Origin of the sequence: Nonomuraea sp. NPDC005983 (assembly GCF_040614375.1) — a bacterium.
In the GTDB taxonomy this organism is placed as follows: Bacteria; Actinomycetota; Actinomycetes; order Streptosporangiales; family Streptosporangiaceae; genus Nonomuraea.
Map to the genome: position 1 here is coordinate 1 of NZ_JBEXUP010000157.1, position 17936 is coordinate 17936.

General features: G+C 70.2%; 18 protein-coding genes and 3 pseudogenes. 10 read left to right on the top strand and 11 right to left on the bottom strand.

Annotated features, from left to right (window positions below; translation table 11 throughout):
• From ABZ297_RS39905 to ABZ297_RS39935, 7 genes and pseudogenes are all read right to left on the bottom strand, one after another.
• A pseudogene (locus ABZ297_RS39905) lies at positions 1-181 on the bottom strand (hypothetical protein); the annotation flags it as partial.
• Position 182: 1 nt separating this feature from the next.
• Complete coding sequence (locus tag ABZ297_RS39910) at positions 183-1157, bottom strand: copper transporter (RefSeq protein WP_355357351.1); 975 nt, start codon at positions 1155-1157, stop codon at positions 183-185.
• A complete protein-coding gene (steA, locus tag ABZ297_RS39915) occupies positions 1154-2350 on the bottom strand; it encodes a putative cytokinetic ring protein SteA (RefSeq protein ID WP_355357354.1) in 1197 nt (398 codons plus the stop codon). Before steA ends, ABZ297_RS39910 begins: the two co-directional genes overlap by 4 nt.
• 73 nt (positions 2351-2423) lie before the next feature.
• The gene (gene recN, locus ABZ297_RS39920; protein ID WP_355357357.1) at positions 2424-4133 is read right to left on the bottom strand and encodes a DNA repair protein RecN; all 1710 of its coding nucleotides are present in this window, start codon (positions 4131-4133) and stop codon (positions 2424-2426) included.
• Between the two features lie 68 nt (positions 4134-4201).
• Positions 4202-5101 carry an NAD kinase gene (locus ABZ297_RS39925; protein ID WP_355357360.1) on the bottom strand — a complete coding sequence of 300 codons (900 nt, stop codon included), beginning with the start codon at positions 5099-5101 and terminating at the stop codon, positions 4202-4204.
• Positions 5098-5910: a TlyA family RNA methyltransferase gene (locus ABZ297_RS39930; protein WP_355357363.1), complete on the bottom strand. Its 813-nt coding sequence runs from the start codon at positions 5908-5910 to the stop codon at positions 5098-5100. The genes ABZ297_RS39925 and ABZ297_RS39930 overlap by 4 nt, the downstream gene beginning before the upstream one ends.
• Positions 5907-6065 carry a hypothetical protein gene (locus tag ABZ297_RS39935; protein WP_350810285.1) on the bottom strand — a complete coding sequence of 53 codons (159 nt, stop codon included), beginning with the start codon at positions 6063-6065 and terminating at the stop codon, positions 5907-5909. The genes ABZ297_RS39930 and ABZ297_RS39935 overlap by 4 nt, the downstream gene beginning before the upstream one ends.
• 130 nt (positions 6066-6195) lie before the next feature.
• Between ABZ297_RS39935 and ABZ297_RS39940 the strand changes: the two genes are divergently transcribed.
• Positions 6196-6543, top strand: coding sequence for an SCP2 sterol-binding domain-containing protein (locus tag ABZ297_RS39940; protein ID WP_355357366.1), 348 nt, complete (start codon positions 6196-6198; stop codon positions 6541-6543).
• 333 nt (positions 6544-6876) lie between these two features.
• Here the strand turns inward: ABZ297_RS39940 and ABZ297_RS39945 are convergent, their stop codons facing one another.
• Positions 6877-7848, bottom strand: coding sequence for an HAD-IIA family hydrolase (locus ABZ297_RS39945; RefSeq protein WP_355357369.1), 972 nt, complete (start codon positions 7846-7848; stop codon positions 6877-6879).
• 682 nt (positions 7849-8530) lie between these two features.
• On the opposite strand from ABZ297_RS39945, the gene ABZ297_RS39950 reads away from it, so the two are divergent.
• The 5 genes and pseudogenes from ABZ297_RS39950 (at position 8531) to ABZ297_RS39970 (ending at position 11480) form a co-directional block, all read left to right on the top strand.
• Positions 8531-9346 carry an NAD(P)H-binding protein gene (locus ABZ297_RS39950; protein WP_355357372.1) on the top strand — a complete coding sequence of 272 codons (816 nt, stop codon included), beginning with the start codon at positions 8531-8533 and terminating at the stop codon, positions 9344-9346.
• Positions 9343-9720 carry a TIGR03618 family F420-dependent PPOX class oxidoreductase gene (locus tag ABZ297_RS39955; protein WP_355357375.1) on the top strand — a complete coding sequence of 126 codons (378 nt, stop codon included), beginning with the start codon at positions 9343-9345 and terminating at the stop codon, positions 9718-9720. Before ABZ297_RS39950 ends, ABZ297_RS39955 begins: the two co-directional genes overlap by 4 nt.
• A gap of 10 nt (positions 9721-9730) precedes the next feature.
• Positions 9731-10591 (top strand): haloalkane dehalogenase, encoded by an 861-nt coding sequence (locus tag ABZ297_RS39960; protein ID WP_355357378.1) that lies wholly within the window; start codon positions 9731-9733, stop codon positions 10589-10591.
• 282 nt (positions 10592-10873) lie between these two features.
• Positions 10874-11005 (top strand): annotated as a pseudogene (locus ABZ297_RS39965) (hypothetical protein); the annotation flags it as partial.
• A 22-nt stretch (positions 11006-11027) separates the two neighbouring features.
• Entirely contained in the window at positions 11028-11480 is a 453-nt protein-coding gene (locus tag ABZ297_RS39970) for a LysR family substrate-binding domain-containing protein (RefSeq protein ID WP_355357381.1), read from the top strand.
• 54 nt (positions 11481-11534) lie between these two features.
• On the opposite strand, the gene ABZ297_RS39975 is transcribed toward ABZ297_RS39970, so the two are convergent.
• On the bottom strand, positions 11535-11879 hold the full coding sequence (locus ABZ297_RS39975; RefSeq protein ID WP_355357384.1) for a tetratricopeptide repeat protein: 345 nt from the start codon (positions 11877-11879) through the stop codon (positions 11535-11537).
• Positions 11880-12076: 197 nt separating this feature from the next.
• On the opposite strand from ABZ297_RS39975, the pseudogene ABZ297_RS39980 reads away from it, so the two are divergent.
• A pseudogene (locus tag ABZ297_RS39980) lies at positions 12077-12259 on the top strand (DUF1015 family protein); the annotation flags it as partial.
• Between the two features lie 468 nt (positions 12260-12727).
• Positions 12728-14023, top strand: a complete 1296-nt coding sequence (locus ABZ297_RS39985) for a DUF1015 domain-containing protein (RefSeq protein ID WP_355357402.1) — start codon at positions 12728-12730, stop codon at positions 14021-14023.
• Between the two features lie 627 nt (positions 14024-14650).
• On the opposite strand, the gene ABZ297_RS39990 is transcribed toward ABZ297_RS39985, so the two are convergent.
• Positions 14651-15046: a single-stranded DNA-binding protein gene (locus ABZ297_RS39990; protein WP_355357387.1), complete on the bottom strand. Its 396-nt coding sequence runs from the start codon at positions 15044-15046 to the stop codon at positions 14651-14653.
• Between the two features lie 109 nt (positions 15047-15155).
• Between ABZ297_RS39990 and ABZ297_RS39995 the strand changes: the two genes are divergently transcribed.
• Entirely contained in the window at positions 15156-16097 is a 942-nt protein-coding gene (locus ABZ297_RS39995; protein WP_355357390.1) for an MBL fold metallo-hydrolase, read from the top strand.
• A gap of 117 nt (positions 16098-16214) precedes the next feature.
• Here ABZ297_RS39995 and ABZ297_RS40000 read toward each other — a convergent pair whose 3' ends face one another.
• Positions 16215-17210, bottom strand: a complete 996-nt coding sequence (locus ABZ297_RS40000) for a hypothetical protein (protein ID WP_355357393.1) — start codon at positions 17208-17210, stop codon at positions 16215-16217.
• Here ABZ297_RS40000 and ABZ297_RS40005 point away from each other — a divergent pair.
• On the top strand, positions 17148-17936 hold a 789-nt coding region (locus ABZ297_RS40005), incomplete at its 3' end, for a hypothetical protein (RefSeq protein WP_355357396.1). The genes ABZ297_RS40000 and ABZ297_RS40005 overlap by 63 nt on opposite strands.

Below are 17936 nucleotides of genomic sequence, written 5' to 3' on the forward strand. Positions count from 1 at the left end.
CGACGAACGCGGGGCCCTCCAGCAGCGTGATCGGCTCGCCCCTGTGGTTGGTGCGGGTCCAGCGGCCCTGGTCCTTCTCGCCCGGCTGCGGCGCCCTGCGAGTGAAGGCGGCGTAGGCGGCACGGGCGGCGGCGGCGCCCATCGCGGCGCCCGCGATAGCGTAGAGCAGGCCACGGGCCATGTCAGCTCCCTGACTGGGTGGGGGATGCGGTCGGGGTGGGAGCGGCGGGCTGGGGGGCCGAGGCTCCGGTGCCGACGCCGTACTGGCCGGCGCGCCCGCTCAGTTGCTCGCGAAGAGCGTAGACGACCACGACGCGGCCCGCGGGCATATCGGCGGTGTCGACGGTGGAGACGCGCTTGGCCACCTCGCTGTCGTCGCGCACCGCGCTGATCAGGCCGCCGGCGACGGCGGAGGTGCTGGCGGTGCCGGCCACCACCGTGCCCTTGCCCGCCGCGTCGAGGCCGCCGGCCAGCGAGACCAGGGCGGCCGACTGGATCTCGGCGTGCTCGCCGTCGAACGGCTTCTCGGGCGCGAACATGACGGCCACCGTGGCCCGCTTGGTGGGGTCGCCGTCGACGGTGAGCAGGTTCGCGCGCTCGAACCCGTCGAGGACGCCCGCCGTGGCGTTGTTGGGCGTGCCCGCCTGGGCCGGGTCGTTGGTCAGGAGGGCGGCCCCGAGCAGCGTGGCCGCCTTGTCGTAGACGGAGGCGGCCGGCTCGAACGTCATGGCGCCGGGTTTGAGCTGGGTGGTCAGATTCTCGATCACGCCGGACCGCTGGGAGTCGAGGAACGTCTCACTCAGCGTGACCCGGCCCGCGTAGACGGCCCCGGCCTGGGCGAGGATCTGCTGCTCGGCCTCGCGGTTGGCGGCGCTGGAGCCGGGCGTGTCGACCAGCAGGACGCGCTGGCCGGTGAGCGTGCCCCCGACGACCTCCGGGGTGAGCGAGGTGATGAACGCGTCGTTGGCCGCCTCGCGGCCGCGCAGGGTGTCGAGGTCGGTGCGCAACCCGTAGTTGGCCTTGGTGAGGTCGTCGCTGGTCTTCTTCGCCAGCTCGATGGCGGGCTCCTGCAGCAGCGTGGTGCCCATGACGATGCCCACCGCCAGGGCGAGGAAGATCGCGACGATGGAGACGAGGTGATAACGGAAATCGATCACGAGAACAGTCCGACCAACCAGAAGATGAAGGCGTTCCAGGCGTCTTGCAGGCCGTTCAGCCAGGTCTGGCCGATCGGCGAGAGGAAGAGCGCGACGCTCATGGTGATCAGTGCGGTGATCACGAGCAGCAGGAGCTGGGGCGTGGAGATGCGGCTGCGGTAGAGCCGGCTCACGCCCTTGGCGTCGATGAGCTTGCTGCCGATGCGCAGCCGGGTCAGGAAGGTGCTCGCCATGCCGGCACGTCCCTTGTCGAGGAACTCCTCCAGCGTGTTGTGGGTGCCGACGGCGACGATCAGCTCGGCGCCCTTCTCGTCGGCGAGCAGCATCGCGATGTCCTCGCTGGTGCCGGTGGAGGGGAAGATCACCGCTTCGCGGCCGAGCTGGTGCACCCGTTCGAGGCCCGGCGCCCTGCCGTCGCGGTAGGCGTGCACGATGAGTTCGGCGCCGCAGCTCAGCGCCTTGGTGGAGACGGAGTCGAAGTCGCCCACGATCACGTCGGGCAGATAGCCCGCCTCCAGCAGCGCGTCGGCCCCGCCGTCGACTCCGATGAGGACCGGACGGTACTCGCGGATGTAGGGACGCAGTGTGGCGATGTCCTCTTTGTAGTGGTAGCCGCGTACCACCACGAGGACGTGCCTGCCCTCCATGGGGGTGCGGATCTCCGGCACCCCGACGCCGTCGATGAGCAGCCTGCCCTCACCGCGGACGTACTCCATGGTGTTGACGGCGAACGCCTCGATCTGCACCGTGAGCCCGGCCCTGGCCTCGGCCATGGCGGCCTCGACGGCCTCGGGTGTCTGCGCGTCGCCCTTGCCCACCACGTCCTCGTCGAGGTAGACGACGCCGTCCTGCAGCCGGACGACGTCACCGTCCTGGACGCGTTCGAACAGCTCGTGGCTGGCGTTGTCGACGAACGGCACGCCCGCCTCGACCAGGATCTGCGGGCCGAGGTTCGGGTAGCGCCCGCTGATGCCCACGGCGATGTTGACGACGCCCGCGACTCCGCACGCCACCAGCGCCTCCGCGCTGACCCGGTCAACGTCGACGTGATCGATAATCGCGATTTCACCGGGCTGGAGGCGCTTGGTGAGCCTCTTGGTCCGCCGATCGATTCTCGCCACTGCCGTGACACCGGGAAGGTCGTCGACCTTCCTACCGCGGAGGCCCGGCAAGTTTCTCCCCGGAACCTTCATCAAGACCATCCTGCCAGAGCGAAACAGCTCGGAGGCCATGCACTGCGCGGCGTGTCCGCTATGTCACACAGGATCACCTGTCGGCAGCGGCCAATCCGAGCAGTTCTTCCGCATGCGCCCTGCCCAGTTCTGAATCTTCCATTCCCGCCAGCATGCGGGAGAGTTCGCGCACCCGCCCCTCGTGATTGAGGGCGAGAACGCCGCTGCGGACGACGCTGCCGTCGCTGGCCTTCTCCACCACCAGATGCTGGTGGGCGAAGGCCGCGACCTGCGGCAGATGAGTGACAACAATCACTTGGGCGGTACGCGCCAGCCTGGCCAGCCTGCGCCCGATCTCGACCGCGGCCTTGCCGCCCACACCCGCGTCGACCTCGTCGAACACGAACGTCGGCACCGGATCCGCGCCCGCGAACACCACCTCGATCGCGAGCATGACGCGGCTCAGCTCGCCGCCGGACGCGCCCTTGTTCAGCGGCAGCGGCGGCGCCGCCGGGTGGGCGGCCATCCGCAGCTCCACCTCGTCGACGCCGTCCGGGCCGAACTCGGCGGCCTGGGTGAGTTGCACGACGACCCGCGCGTGCGGCATGGCCAGGGCGGTCAGCTCCTCGGTGACGGCCTGCCCGAACCGTTCGGCGGCGGCAGTGCGCACCCGGGTCAGCTCGGCGGCGAGGTCGGTGAGCCGGGTGGTGAGCTCGTCGTGCTCGCGGCTCAGTTCTTCGATGCGGTCGTCGTCGCCCTCCAGCTCCGCCAGCCTGGCGGCCGACTGCTGCGCCCAGGCCAGGACACCGGCGCTGTCTTCGGCGTACTTCCGGATCAGCCCGGACAGCAGGGCCCTGCGCTCCTGCACGGCGGCCAGCCGGGCCGGGTCGGACTCGATCGACTCGGCGTACGCGGCCAGGTCGGTGGCGACGTCGGAGATCAGGTAGCCCGCCTCGGCCAGCCGGTCGGCCACCCCGGCGAGCTGCTCGTCGAAGTCGCGCACCGCCTCGACGGCCGAGCGGGCCTCGCCGAGCAGGGAGATCACGTCGTGCGTGCCTCCGGTGGCCTCCATGGGGTCGCCGAGCAGTGCGGTGTGCGCGCTGGTGGCGGCGCTGCGCAGCGCGTCGGCGTGCGAGAGCCGCTCCTCCTCGCCGCGCAGGTCGGCGTCCTCGCCGGGCTTGGGATCGACCTTCTCGACCTCCTCCAGGCCGAAGCGCAGCATGTCGGCCTCCTGCGCGCGCTCCCTGGCCCGGGTGGTCAGCTCCTGCAGCAGCGCGCCGACCTGCTTGTGCCGCTTGTACGCCTGCTCGTACGCGCGCAGCGGCTTGACCAATTCGTCGCCGGCGTAGCGGTCGAGCGCGGCGCGCTGCCTGGCGGGCTGGAGCAGCCGCTGCTGGTCCATCTGGCCGTGCACGGCCACCAGGTCGTCGGCCAGGTACGTCAGCGTGCCGACGGGCACGGTGCGGCCGCCGAGCCAGGCACGCGACCTGCCCTCGGCGGAGACGGTGCGCGAGATGATGAGCTCGCCGTCCTCGACCTCGCCGCCGAGATCCTCGACCTGCTGGAAGACGCGCCCGCTGGACTCGATCACGAGCGTGCCCTCGACGGTGGCCTTGTCGGCTCCGGGACGGATGCGCGACGGATCGGCCCGGCCACCGAACAGCAGGCCGAGCCCGGTGACGACCATCGTCTTGCCCGCGCCGGTCTCGCCGGTGACCACGTTGAAGCCCGGCGAAAGCTCGAGCACGGCCTCGTCGATGACGCCGAGCCCCTGGATGCGGACCTCCTCGACCCTGGGTCGCACTGCCCACTCCCGTCGTCCATCCGAACACCTGTGCGCACAGAATCCTACGCGCCCCACAGCTAATTGAGTCAGGGACGCACCCGTCCGCGCCACCCCTGAACGGGCAGTTCGAACTTGGCGACCAACCTGTCGGTGAACGGCGCGCCCGTGCTCTCCACGCCGTGCAGCCGCGCCAGCCGCACCGGACTGCTGCCTCGCCGCACTTCCACGCGGGTGCCGGACGGCAGGTCGAAGCGGCGGCGGCCGTCGCACCACAGAACACCGCCGGGCGTGTCGGGCAGGATCTCGACGGCGAGCGTGGAACGCGGCGAGACCACCAGCGGCCTGGCGAACAGCGCGTGGGCACTGATGGGCACCATGAGCAGGGCCTCGACCTCCGGCCACACCACCGGGCCGCCCGCGGAGAAGGCGTAGGCGGTCGAGCCGGTCGGGGTGGCGCAGATGACGCCGTCGCAGCCCCAGCGCGACAGCGGCCTGCCGTCGATCTCGGCGACCACTTCCAGCATGCGGTCGCACTTTTCCACGCTGGCCTCGTTCAGCGCCCAGGTGTCGGCGATGACCTGCCCGTTCAGCCTGGCCATGACGTCGATCGTCATGCGCTCCTCGACGTCGTAGTGCCCGGCGACCACGCTGTCGACGGCCGCGGCGAGATCGGCGACCTCGGCCTCGGCGAGGAAGCCCACGTGGCCCAGGTTCACGCCGAGCAGCGGCGTGCTGGTGGGCCTGGCGATCTCGGCCGAGCGCAGCAGCGAGCCGTCGCCGCCGAGCACGATCATCACCTCGGCGTCCTTGGCCGCGGCGGGGTCGCAGGGCACCGTCTCGACGTCGGGGCAGCCGAGATCGCCGGCTTCCACGTCCAGCACCCTGACGGTGATCCCGGCGTCGAGCAGCCGCCCCACGACCAGCCGGGCGCTTTCGACAGCGGCCTCACGCCCGGTGTGGACGGTGACCAGCACGGTCCGGTTCATTGCGGCCCTTCCGCGACGGCGCGCTGGATCTCGGTGTCGAGGTCGGCGACCGCCGGCTCGCCCTCTCCCTTGCCCAGCCAGAGCAGATATTCGACGTTTCCCGACGGCCCCGGCAGCGGGCTGGCAGTCACGCCACGCACAGTCAGGCCGAGCTCACGCGCCTTGGCGGCGGCGTCGCGGACGGCCCGCGCCCGCAGCTCGGGGTCGCGCACCACGCCTCCTGCCCCCACGAGCTCCTTGCCCACCTCGAACTGGGGTTTGACCAGCATCACGAAGTCGGCCCTGTCGGCGGCGACGGCCGCCAGGGCGGGCAGCACCAGCCGCAGCGAGATGAACGACAGGTCGCCCACGACCAGCGTCGGCGGCTCGCCGACCATCTCGGCCGTCAGATCGCGGACGTTGACGCGTTCCATCACGGTCACCCGCTCGTCGGTGCGCAGGGACCAGGCGAGCTGACCGTAACCGACGTCGACCGCGAGCACGTGCGCGGCGCCCCTGCGCAGCAGCACGTCGGTGAACCCGCCGGTCGAGGCGCCCGCGTCGAGACAGCGACGGCCTTCCACGCGCAGAGCCCTGAAGGCCTCGATCGCCCCCAGCAGCTTGTGCGCACCACGGGAGACGTAGTCGGGCCCGTCGGCCGATTCGGCCACGACGATGGCCGAGGCGGTCTCGACCTGGGTGGCGGGCTTGCCCGCCTGCCGGCCGCCCACGCTGACCCGACCGGCCTCGATGAGCTGGGCCGCCTGCTCGCGCGACCTGGCCAGGCCGCGCCGTACCAGCTCGCTGTCCAGCCTGACCCTGCGGCTCACTGGTCGTCCACGGCGGCGAGCGTGGCCTCGAGCCCGGAGAAGGCGTCGTCGAAGACCGTGACGTGGTCACTCACCGGCAGCTCGGCCAGGCGGCCGAGCCCGGCGAGGACCGCGTCGACCCGCTCGTCACCGGTGTCCTCCGGCAGCACACTCATGACACGACCGTAACGCTTCGCGCGAGCGCCCGGCACCTTGGCGGGTGTGTCACGCGTTGAACGGGCATGCGACGGTGCCGCCGGTGTGGAACGCTACCGTCCGTAAATGGAAAAGAAGGGAAACGCATCCATGGCAAGTGTCGAGGAGTGCCGGGCGGCGCTGGTCAAGCTCGTCGCCCAGTTCGACGAGCTTGACTCCGAGGCCAGGGCCAAGCACGTGGTCGAGCGCACGATCAGCTGCCGCATCTCCGACCTCGACGTGATCTTCTACGGCCGTCTGCACCACGACGGGCTCGACCCGTTCCAGGAGGAGCCGCCCGCCGACGGACGTCCGGCGGACGTGAAGCTGACGATCGTCAGCAACGACCTGATCGCGTTGGTCGAGGGGGAACTGGACCTGGCGCGGGCGCTGCTCGGGGGACGGGTGAAGATCGATGCCAGCTTCGGCGATCTGCTGCGGCTGCGCCGCCTGCTCTGATCGGGCCATGGCGACGTCGTGCACTGTTCGGCCAGGGGCGAACAGGGGTGAAAGCGGGCGTCCCCTCAGCGCCGACCGGCAGCCCCGCGGGTCTCGCCGATGGGTCTGCTGGGCGGCGGGAACGCTGCTGCGGCAGCGCCTGCCCGGCAGTTCCCGCCCCAGCGACCGCCTCGCAGCCCGCACCAGGCCCGCTACCGTGCGGCACCACTCGTTGGACCGACGACCGACCGCCTGGCCTGGCAACCTCCATTCAGACCACGGCCCGTCAACCTGAGCTTGACGGTGTGTACGGGACCTCTACGGTCGCATCGTCCGGAAAGCCCCTTCGGCCCCTCACCCGAGACGGTCGAGGACCGGCTTGACCGCGTCCTCGTCGGCGCGGCCGTCGCCGGCGGCCGTCCAGGACGCGTCACAGGCGGCCCGCAGGCCGTCGATCCGGGCGCCGTCGCCGTCGAGCCGCAGCTTGCCGTCGTCCCACCGTGCCCGCCACCCTCCGCACGCGCCCTGCCGCACCTCCGGATAGGGCAGGTGCAGCACGGTCAGGTCCTCGGCGATGTAGGTCGGACGGTGCTCGGGCGAGGCCGTCAGCAGGTCGAGCGGCGTGGCGACCCCGGTGAGCACCAGCAGGCTCTCGACGCCCGCGTTCGTGGCGCCCTCGATGTCGGTGTCCAGCCGATCCCCCACGACCAGCGGTCGCCTGGCACCGGTACGGATCATCGACTCGCGGTGCAACGGCGGATCCGGCTTCCCCGCGTACACCGGCTCGACCCCGGTAGCGGTGGCGATCACCCGCACCATGGCCCCGTTCCCCGGCAACTCCCCCCGCCCGGTGGGCATGGTCGTGTCGCTGTTGGACGCCACGAACAGGGCCCCCTGCCGCACGGCCAGGGCTCCCTCTGACAGCAGCCCGTACGACAGCCCGGGCGCGATCCCCTGCACGACCGCGACCGGTGCCTCTCTCGCCGTGGTGACGGGCCTCAGCCCTCGGTCCCGCACGGCCAGTCGCAGCCCCGACCCTCCGACCACCAGCACAGGTGACCCCGCGGGCACCTGCTCGGCGACCAGCCGCGCAGCCGCCTGCGCGGACGTGACGACGTCCACCGCGGTGGCGGACACACCCAACTCGCGGAGATGAGCGGCGATGGCGGCCGGAGTCCGAGAAGCGTTGTTCGTCACGAATGCCAGCCGGACTCCCCTGCCCCGCGCCTCCTCCAGCGCCTCCGGCGCGCACGGCACCGCATGGCTGCCCAGGTAGACCACCCCGTCGAGGTCGAGCAGCAAGGTGTCATAGCCGTCGATCAGCACTGCGCCTCTTCCTGGTTGACTCTCACGCCGCGTGTGACTTTAGCGTCGCCGCCGAACCCCCACAGAAGGGACTGTCCAGGAATCCCGCCCTCACTCCCGCCCAACGGTCGGAACCGTTCGGCGCCTTCAACCCGGACCACCACGCCGCCGGGCGAAACGGCGCTGGGGCGGCAACCGGCGCCCTCACCAAGAAGTAGTCGAATCCGCAGGCCGAGGAGTTGACCTGGCCGCCACCGGCACACGCGCGTGGCCGTTGAGGCGCCTCTTCCAGCCCCCGGGCAGTTCCGGCCCTTCCCGGGCCATCCTGACCCCTTCCGGCCAGCGCCCTGATCTGGCTGGGCCAGGATCCCCGTTGAACGACCGCCGCAGATCCGGGATAGGGCCCCGCTCACCCAGCCGCAGCTGAGGCTCGACCAAGGCCCATGCATCATCAGTGAGCTCACCACGCGCCCTACCAGGGCGGAACAGCACCACGCAGAAGAATCCGCAACTTCACGATCCAAACAACCTGAGATCGGTAGGCGAGCGCGAACCGGGAACGTTTCGCCCCCTCGCCCGGCGACCCGTCCTCCCCGCTTCCCGAGATTCTTGAGTTAGTCAGCTGACTCACTATAGACAGACAACTCGCGAGCCGTTATGGTCTCACCGAGTCAGCCAACTAACTCACTTGAGGGGTAGAACAATGATCACAGTGACGGGTGCCACAGGGAACGTCGGAGGCCGGCTGGTCGCGCTGCTCACGGCCGCGGGCGAGCGCGTGACCGCGCTGTCCCGGCAGGCCGCAGAGCCGCACCAGGGCGTACGGCACGTGCAGGCCGACCTGGGCGACCCCGCCAGCCTGAAGGGCGCCCTCGACGGAGCCCGGGCGCTGTTCCTCCTGGTGGCAGGCGAGCACCCGCAGGCCATCCTCGACGCCGCCCGGGACGCCGATGTCCGGCGGGTGGTCCTGCTGTCCTCCCAGGGTGCAGGGACCAGGCCGCACGTCTACCGCCACCCTGCGGCCTTCGAGGAGGCGGTCCGCGGGTCGGGCCTGGAGTGGACGATCCTGCGGCCCGGCGGCTTCCACTCCAATGCCTACGCCTGGGCCGAGTCCATCCGCGCGGCCCGTACGGCTGCCGCCCCCTTCGGCGACATCGGCCTGCCGACCATCGACCCGGCCGACATCGCCGAGGTCGCCTCGGTCGCCCTGCGCGAGGACGGGCACGCGGGCCGTACCTATGAGCTGACAGGGCCCGCGCTGACCACGCCACGGGAACGCGCAGCGGCGATCGGCGCCGCTCTGGGCGAGCCGGTGCGGTTCATCGAGCAGACCCGGCAGGAGGCTCGGACACAGATGCTGCAGTTCATGCCCGAGCCGGTCGTCGAGGGGACCCTGTCCATCCTGGGTGAACCGACGGACGCCGAGCAGAAGGTCAGCCCGGATGTCGAGCGGATCCTGGGGCGTGCTCCCCGCTCCTTCGCCGACTGGGCCGGCCGCAACGTCGCCGCCTTCCGATGAGCCGGGTCGAGGCATTCCTCGCCGAGCCCTACGTGGCGACCCTGACCACCCTCCGGCCTGACGGCTCACCACACGTGGTGGCCGTGCGTTTCACCTGGGACCGGCACGCCGGCCTGGCCCGCGTGCTGACCGTGGCCTCCTCCCGCAAGGCCAGGAACCTGGCCGCCGGCTCCGGCGGCCGTGCCGCGCTCTGCCAGGTGGCCGGGTTCCGCTGGGTCACCCTCGAAGGCCCCGCCACCATCCGTACCGACCCGGCACATCTCAGCGACGCGGCCCGCCGCTACGCCGAACGCTATGCCGTCCCGCCACCGAACCCACCCGGCCGGATCGTCATCGAGATCGCGGTCGACCGGATCATGAACCTCAACATCTGAAGGACCTGTCATGCCCGTTCAGCACGTACTCGACTCCACCATCTCCTACCGGGAGATCGGCTCCGGGGCGCCGATGGTCTTCCTGCACGGCAACCCCACCTCCTCCCATCTGTGGCGGGGCGTCCTCCCGGCGATCGGCAAGGGCCGCCGCCTGGCCCCCGACCTGATCGGCATGGGCGAGTCCGGCAAACCCGATGTCGACTACACCTTCGCCGACCACGCCCGCTATCTCGACGCCTGGTTCGACGTCCTCGAACTCGACGACGTGGTCCTCGTCGGCCATGACTGGGGCGGCGCGCTGGCCTTCGACTGGGCCTCCCGCCACCCCGGCAGGGTGCGTGGCATCGCCGTCACCGAAACCATCGTCAAGCCGATGACCTGGGAGGAGTTCCCAGACGGCGGCCGCCAGCAGTTCCAGGCGATCAAAACCCAGGGCGTCGGCGAGAAGATGATCCTGGACGACAACGCCTTCCTCGAGCAGGCGCTGCCGGGCACCGTTGCCACCCCGATCAGCCAGGACGACCTGGACATCTACCGCAAGCCGTACCCAACTCGGGAGAGCCGCCTGCCGCTGCTGCAGTGGGCGCGCTCGATGCCGCTGGCCGGCGAGCCCGCCGATGTCGTGGCCCGGGTCGAGGCGTACGACACGTGGCTGGCCGGCAGTGTGGAGGTGCCGAAGCTGCTGCTCACCTTCACGCCCGGTCCCGGCGCGATGATGCACCAGGACATGATCGACTGGTGCGCAGCCAACATGGCCGCCCTCGAGATCCGGCAGTACGACGAGATCGCGGGGCACCATACTCCCGAAGACCATCCCGAGCTGATCGCCACGGCCATCGCGACCTGGGCGGATGAGCACGCGCTCCGGTGAGACTCGCTGTGGTCGACGAGGCCAGGCGTGCAGAAACCCCAGCCGGGCGAAGCGAGCTGGGGTTTCTGCCTGCCTTGCGCAAGAACGTCACCGCCGGCTGTTCCACCTCGGGCGCATCGCCGGGGACATCGCGCCGTCAGCCGACGTTGATAATCGTCAGAAGGCCGCGCTCGCCGAAGGGCGCGTGGCGTCCTTGCCGAAGCGCAGGCCGCGCTGGACGACGCACGACTGGCCGGCCAAGGGCTGTCAGGACAGCTCACGATCACGTTCGCGGGCTCGGGCATCAACGGACCGCTCGGCAATGCACTGGGACGGCTGCGCCGCGAACTGCCCCGGGTGGATCTACGGCTGGTCGAGAGTTTCAACGACAACCAGATGTCGTCCGGCGTGCTGAGCGGCACGTGCGACCTCGCAGTACAGCGGCTGCCGATCCGAGATGCCCGCCTGGCCACACAGGTCTGGTGGCGCGAGCCGCTCACGCTGTTCCTGCCCGCAGGGCATCCGCTGGCATACGGGACAGAGCCTGCCCCCGCTGTCCGCACTCGGCCAGATCCCCCTGGTCCTGTGGCCACGCGACGTCTCTCCCCGTTCCTACGACGAGATCATCGCCCTGTGCCACCACGCCGGCGTCGTGCCGCATGTCGGCGCTGAAGGCCACAGCGTCCAGACGCTGCTGGCACTGGTCGCGGCTGGATTCGGCGCAGCCGTGCTGGCCGACTCACATCGCGCACTGCGCCGCGTCGGCGTGACGCCCCGGGCTCTGGCCGGCACCTCAACTGTGCTGCACCTGGTCTGGCGAGCCGACGACACCAGCCCGCTGCTCGAACGGGTTCGCAACGTCGTCGCCGAACTGCAGCACACCGGCGCCGCAGACCATGCCCGTCCCTGATTGGCAGCCGGTGCTGCCGATGCGTCGCCCGTGGCGTGGCCCACGACCGTCTGACTACATCTCGCGGCGAGCCCGCAACGTGGCTCGGACGTTCCTCAGCGCAGACACGTAATGCCGCTCGTCAGGTCGCATGGCCACCGCGATCGCGAGCGGCTCCTGTGCACCCTCCACGTCGCCGGTCCGCCACAACGACAGACCGAGGCCGAAATAGGCATAGTCCTCAGCTGGATTCGCGTCGACGATCCGCCGGAAACTGGCCGCGGCCTCCTCATACTGTCGCGAGTTGAACTGGGCCCTGGCCAGCGCCTCCCTGATGCTCCGAGAATCGGGCTCCGCCGCCGCGGCCCGTTCCAGCAACGCGGCCGCGGCCGCGGGACTGCCCTCTTTCAGCAGTTTCACCCCCCGCTGATACCAGTCATAGACGTCGCCTCGAGGGGTTCCGGGGGAATCATCGTGGGCGTTCCTACCTTGGACCATGCGTGAGGGCTCCTTCAGCGACAGGCAACGGTTCCGCACGACCCGTAACGGGCTCGGGCACCGCCGGGACGTTGGGGCGACTTCCGGGAGACTCGGCCACTTATGGGAGCATGCCCGGTATGGGGACTCCTGAACTGCCGGTACCCGATGGACTGGTGCTACGGCCCTTCCGGGGCGTCCGTTTCGCTGTGGACGACCCCGCCAAGGTGACCTCTCCGCCCTACGACCTGATCAGCGACAGCGACATCCGCGACCTCTTGGACACCCATCCAAACAACGTCGTCCGCCTCATCCTTCCCTGCGCGCCGTCCCCGTCACCCTCAATCGAGTCCGCCGAGCCCACCGCATCCACCGAACCCGCAGAGCCCGCAGAGCTGACCGCGCCTGCCGCGCTAACGGAACCCGTCACGCTCACCGAGCCCGCCGCACCCAGCGAGCCCGCCGGGGCAACCGAACCTGCCGCCCCGGTCGCACCCACCGAGCCCACCGCACCTGGCGAGTCGCCAGGCGGAGTCCGCATCGTGTCAGCCGATGCTCAGGGCCGCCCCGACACGAACACTGGCGGGCCCTATGGCAACGCCCACGAGACTCCAGAGAGCGCAGACATCCACGGAACGTCCGCAGAACGGGCGAACAATCTCCCCGAAGCCCTCGGAGCCCCAGGTGTCGACGGCCCTGGAGCGACTCCGGCATCAGGAGACGAGCCCCCACAGACGTCCGGCAAACACGTCGCCGCGGCCCCGATACGACCGAAGGCGGCGATCGGCCACTTGCCGACAGCGACCGAGAAGCCGATCGGCGACACCGCCTGGACTTTCGAGATTCAGGCCGATGAGCGATACGTCGATGCCCGGGAGACACTGCGTTCCTGGCTGGAGACGGGTGTCCTGGTACCCGACGACCTCGCGGCGCTGTACGTATACGAGCAGAGCGGACCAGGCGTCCTCCAGCGGGGCCTCATCGGCGACATCGGGCTCGCCGACCCGGCCCAACGGATCATCCTCCCTCACGAGGACGTCCTCCCTGGCCCCATCGCTGACCGTCTGGCCCTCATGAGCACGACCCAAGCGAACCTCGAACCCATTTTCCTCCTCTACGACGGCGGCAACGGCAGTACCAGCCGCCTGGTGGACGAGGTGGCGTCCACATGGCCACCTCTGGTGAACGCCCGTACGGCGGACGGCATCACCCACCGTCTGTGGGCCGTCACGGAGCAGTCCGAGATCGAGGCCGTCAACGCCGACCTTCACGACCGTCAGGCCCTGATCGCCGACGGCCACCACCGGTACGCGACGTACCGTGTGCTCCAACGCCTGGAACACGCCGCCCGCAACGCCAGTACGCCCCAGCAGCCTCCAGGGCGACCCCCCGCACCAGTCAGGCCGCCCGGACCGAGTACATCGGACGCCACCACCTTCGAACCAGGCGCACCGGGGCCAACTCCAGCAGCCTCAAACATCTCCCCAAGGCCGATTGGTGAGCCCACCGAGCCCCCCGTCGGGCCGTGGGACTTCGGGCTCGCCCTGCTCGTCGACTCGACCGCGTACCCACCCGACCTCAAGGCCATCCACCGGGTCATCCCGGGGCTGCCCCTCACTGAGGCGGCCGCCCGCGCCAAGGGGTCTTGGCGTGTGCATGACTACGCCAACCTTGCCGAAGGGCTGGCCGCGCTCCACGAGGCCGCTGAGCCGGCCTTCCTGCTCGCCGGTGAGAGCAGCAGTCACCTGCTCACCGACCCCGACCCGGTGCAGCTCGCCCATGCCATGCCCGCTGAGCACTCCGACCGGTGGAACTCACTGAATACCTCGATTCTCAGTGAGTTCGTCCTGCCGAAGGTCTGGGGCATGCACGACGACGAGCAGACCGTACGTATCGTGCACCACGACCCGGCAGCCGCCGTACAGCTGGCCGTTCGGACAGGCGGCACCGCCGTGATCCTCAAGCCGCTGAACATTGACGACGTGCTGGCGGTCGCGGCGGGCGGGGAACGGGTACCGCGCAAGTCCACCTCGTTCGGACCCAAGCCCCGAACAGGCCTGGTCCTGCGCACCTTCGCCATCGACTGAGCCCCTCACCACGGCCGAGCCCTCACCCGTGACCCGGCCCCCCTCACCCCGGTTCCCACCACGAACACCCTTCCCGCCTCCTTCACACCTCCCCGTCTCCCGTTCGAACACAGCGAACGCCCCGCCGCCCTTACCTCTCTGGAGCCGTAAACGGCCTATGACTCCACTGGCCCATGGCAACGTCGCCCACGCATCCACGCACGGCGCAGTCCCACCGACGGCGCCGTGCGCCAGCGACAACCAGCGTCCGTAGGAGCCCCACGGACGTCACAGCAGGCAGATACAGCGACCTGAGCAAGGCCCTTCGCCGCGCCGAGTATCCGCCGATGCTCGCTCAGCAGATAGTTGTCGCAGGTTGCCGACCCCCTGATGCCACGTCCGCCAGCACGTTCAACGTTCGACGGGCACCCCCGCCGACCAGCGTCATTGGGAGCGACCGCGACTGGACGGCCGCCCGCCCAGAAACCAGTTCTCACAGGCGGCCAAGTGACACTTCCCCGTTCGCAGGGCACCTCCGCATCAACCAGCGGACACTCTGGTTGCCCCCTTGAACGCGGGCACCATCCGTATGAGCTAAATGATCACGAATGTGGAATCGGTCACCCCCAGCTGGCGCCGACGGGGCGGCTAGCCTGCTTCCGCAAAGTAGATGACCGGGCGCGGCGGCGGAGAAGTGAGGGTGACGATCGAGTCGGGCGGATCGACCGGCTCTGCTTCGACGGCCTTCGCGCCCGCCACCTCCACCTCGTAGCTCCAGACCTTGGCGCCCGACGGCCCGTGGACGCGACACCGGAACGCGCCCGTGATCTCGACCGGGTCGCGAGGTTTCAGGTTGCGGATCAACGCGGCCGTATCGGCGTCGAAGGTGACGCACGGGATGCTGTCGGTCAGGGTGCCGCCGCGCCTGTGACGGCGGCGACGGACGATGATGCGCCATTTGGTCAGCGTGTCGCCGCTCGGCAGGGTCCGCTCTTCGGGTGCCGCCGACAGCCTTCCCACCAGCACGACCTCGTTCCGGTCCATTGTCTTCCTCCCTTGGGTGCTCTGCTGGAGATCACTCTTTACGATGAGAGCAAGGCCGGATCGGCTCGAACGCCGTTCTGGGGATAACGGCTGGCGTGCGGGAGTGCCTGTGGACAACATCACCAACCTCGGCGGCGACGTCTATGAGATCGACACCAAGATGGCGGGGTACTCGGGGATCACCGCCGGTTACCTGATCCTGGGAGACCGTCCGTGCCTGGTGGAGACGGGCACCTCGACCTCCGCTCCGATCGTGCGCGACGCGCTCGCCACGCTCGGCGTGGGCCCGGAGGACCTGGCCACGGTGGTGGTCACGCACATTCACCTGGACCACGCAGGGGGCGTGGGGGACATCGCGCGGTTCTTCCCGTCCGCGCAGATTGTGGTGCATGAGAAGGGCGCGAGGCACCTGGCCGATCCGTCCAGGCTGATGGCGAGTGCGCGGATGGTCTGGGGTGACCAGCTCGACACGCTGTTCGGCGAGCTGTCGCCGACCGACGCCGAGCGCATTGTCGCGCTCGGCGACACCGGATCCATCGACCTCGGCAACGGCAGGACGCTTAACAGCCACTACTCCCCTGGCCACGCAAAGCACCACGTGGGCCTGGTCGACTCCGCCACCGGCGACCTGTACGTGGGCGACGCGGCGGGCGTCTATCTGCCGCAGACCGGCGACCTGCGTCCCGCGACCCCGCCGCCGGACTTCGACCTGGAGACCGCGCTCAACTCGATCGCCCTGTTCGGGGCGCTTGGCCCGCAACGGCTGCTGTTCAGCCATTACGGGCCGGTGGACGCCGTCCAGGAGACACTGGATCGGTCGGCGGAGGAACTTCGCATCTGGGTGGACCTGACCCGCCAGGCTCACTCCGAAGGCCTGGACCTCGACCACGCCGTCGCCATGGTCCGCGACCGCACCAAGGAGCGCTACACAGCTCTCAAAGCCGAGGACGACGAGACGGCCCAGCAGTTCGAGCTGCTGAGTGGAGCACCGTCCAATGTGGCAGGCATCCTCCACTGGCTCAACCGCGTCTCGCCAAATTCCACGAGATGAAGTGACGCGGCGTCAAGTCAGGACGGGACGTAAGCAGGCCACGCCGTAGCAGATGCCTTGCCAGACAAGGAGGACAAGCGGCCCCGCCGTACAGCATCGTACGGCGGGGCCGGGACGTCAGTCTTCGCGCTTGCCCTTGTCCTCGGCCGACGGCTCGGGCTCGCTCAGGATGTCACCGAAGTCCGGCTCGATGAACGCCGGGGTGATGGCCGGAACGTCCGCCACCAGCTCCGCCTCGGGCTGGGCTTCGACCTTCGCGGCCTCCGCCTCGGGCTGGGCTTCGACCTTCGCGGCCTCCGCCTCGGATCCAGCGGCGGGCTCGGGCTCCACCCTCGCCTCGGGCTCGGCAGATGCGGGAGATTCCGCGGCGGAGCTGGACGCGGCAGAGTCGTCTGCTGCGGGAACGTCCGCAGCAGGGCCGTCCAGGAGGTCGCCGGCCTCGGCGAACGTGGCGGCGTCGTCCGCCTCCTCGTCCACTTCCTCGTCCGCCTCCTCAACGTGTGCGGCGTCGTCGAAGTCTTCCTCGACGTCCTCGATGACGGCGCCGGTCAGCTCGGCGTAGCGTTCGGCGGCGTCGGTCTCGCCGTCCTCGTCGAACGCCATCGCTCGGGCGAACCAGTCAGTGGCCGCCTCCTGGTGCCCGGCGTCGGCAAGCGCGTCGGCGTACGCGAACGCCAGCCGCGCCGACCACGGCCTCGGCTGCGGGTCACGCAGCTCGGCCACCCGCTGCAGCGTGATGACCGCGGCGTCGAACTGCCCGAGGTCACGGCGGGCACCGGACTCCACGATGGACAGCTCGATGCGTTCCGGCCGCTCAAGACGCTCGGCTTCGGGCGAGCGGACGAGATCGAGGGCGCGCTCAGGACGTCCGAGACCACGCTCGCAGTCGGCCATCACCGGCAGGTACGCGTCGGAGCCCGTCAACCTCCTGGCGGCGCGCAGGTCGCTGAGCGCCTCCGAGAAGTGCCCGGCCCGGTAGGCGACGATGCCCGCAGCCTCTCGCACCACGCCGATGCGCGCGGCGAACCTCCGAGCAACCTTGGTGTGCTCGTGCGCACGGTCGGGGTCGTCGTCGCCGAGCGCGCGTTCGGCCGCGACCAGATGCCTGCCCACCAGTTCGGCCAGGTCGCCGGGCAGGGAGCGCAGCTCCTCGCGGACCTCCTTATCGAGCTCGTCCGCGGTGATGTCAGGCGCGACGTCGGGGAGGCGCTCGCGCTGAGGAGCGCTCTCGTCGTCGCGACGTCCATACCTGGCGCGGGTGCCCTCGGAACCCTGCTCGCGCTCGCGCGAGAACGGCCGCGACCGGTCATCGCCCTCACGGCGCGGGCCGCCGTAACCGCCCTCACGGCGCGGACCACGATCGTCCCGGTCACGGTACGGCCTGCGCTCGTCGCCGTCCCGGCGGGGACCCCGGTCATCCCGGAATCCGCCCTCACGCCGAGGTCCTCCGTAACCGCCCTCGCGGCGCGGACCACGATCCTCGCGGTCTCCGCCTTCACGACGCGGACCACGATCATCGCGGTCCCGGAACGAACCACGCTCGTCGTCACGACGCGGGCCACCGAAGCCGCCCTCGCGACGCGGGCCGCCGTAACCGCCCTCGCGACGCGGACCGCCGTAACCGCCCTCACGGCGCGGACCACGATCGTCACGGAAACCGCCCTCGCGACGCGGACCACGATCATCGCGGTCCCGGAACGAACCACGCTCGTCGTCACGACGCGGGCCACCGAAGCCGCCCTCACGACGCGGACCGCCGTAACCGCCCTCACGGCGCGGACCACGATCGTCACGGAAACCGCCCTCGCGACGCGGACCACGATCATCGCGGTCCCGGAA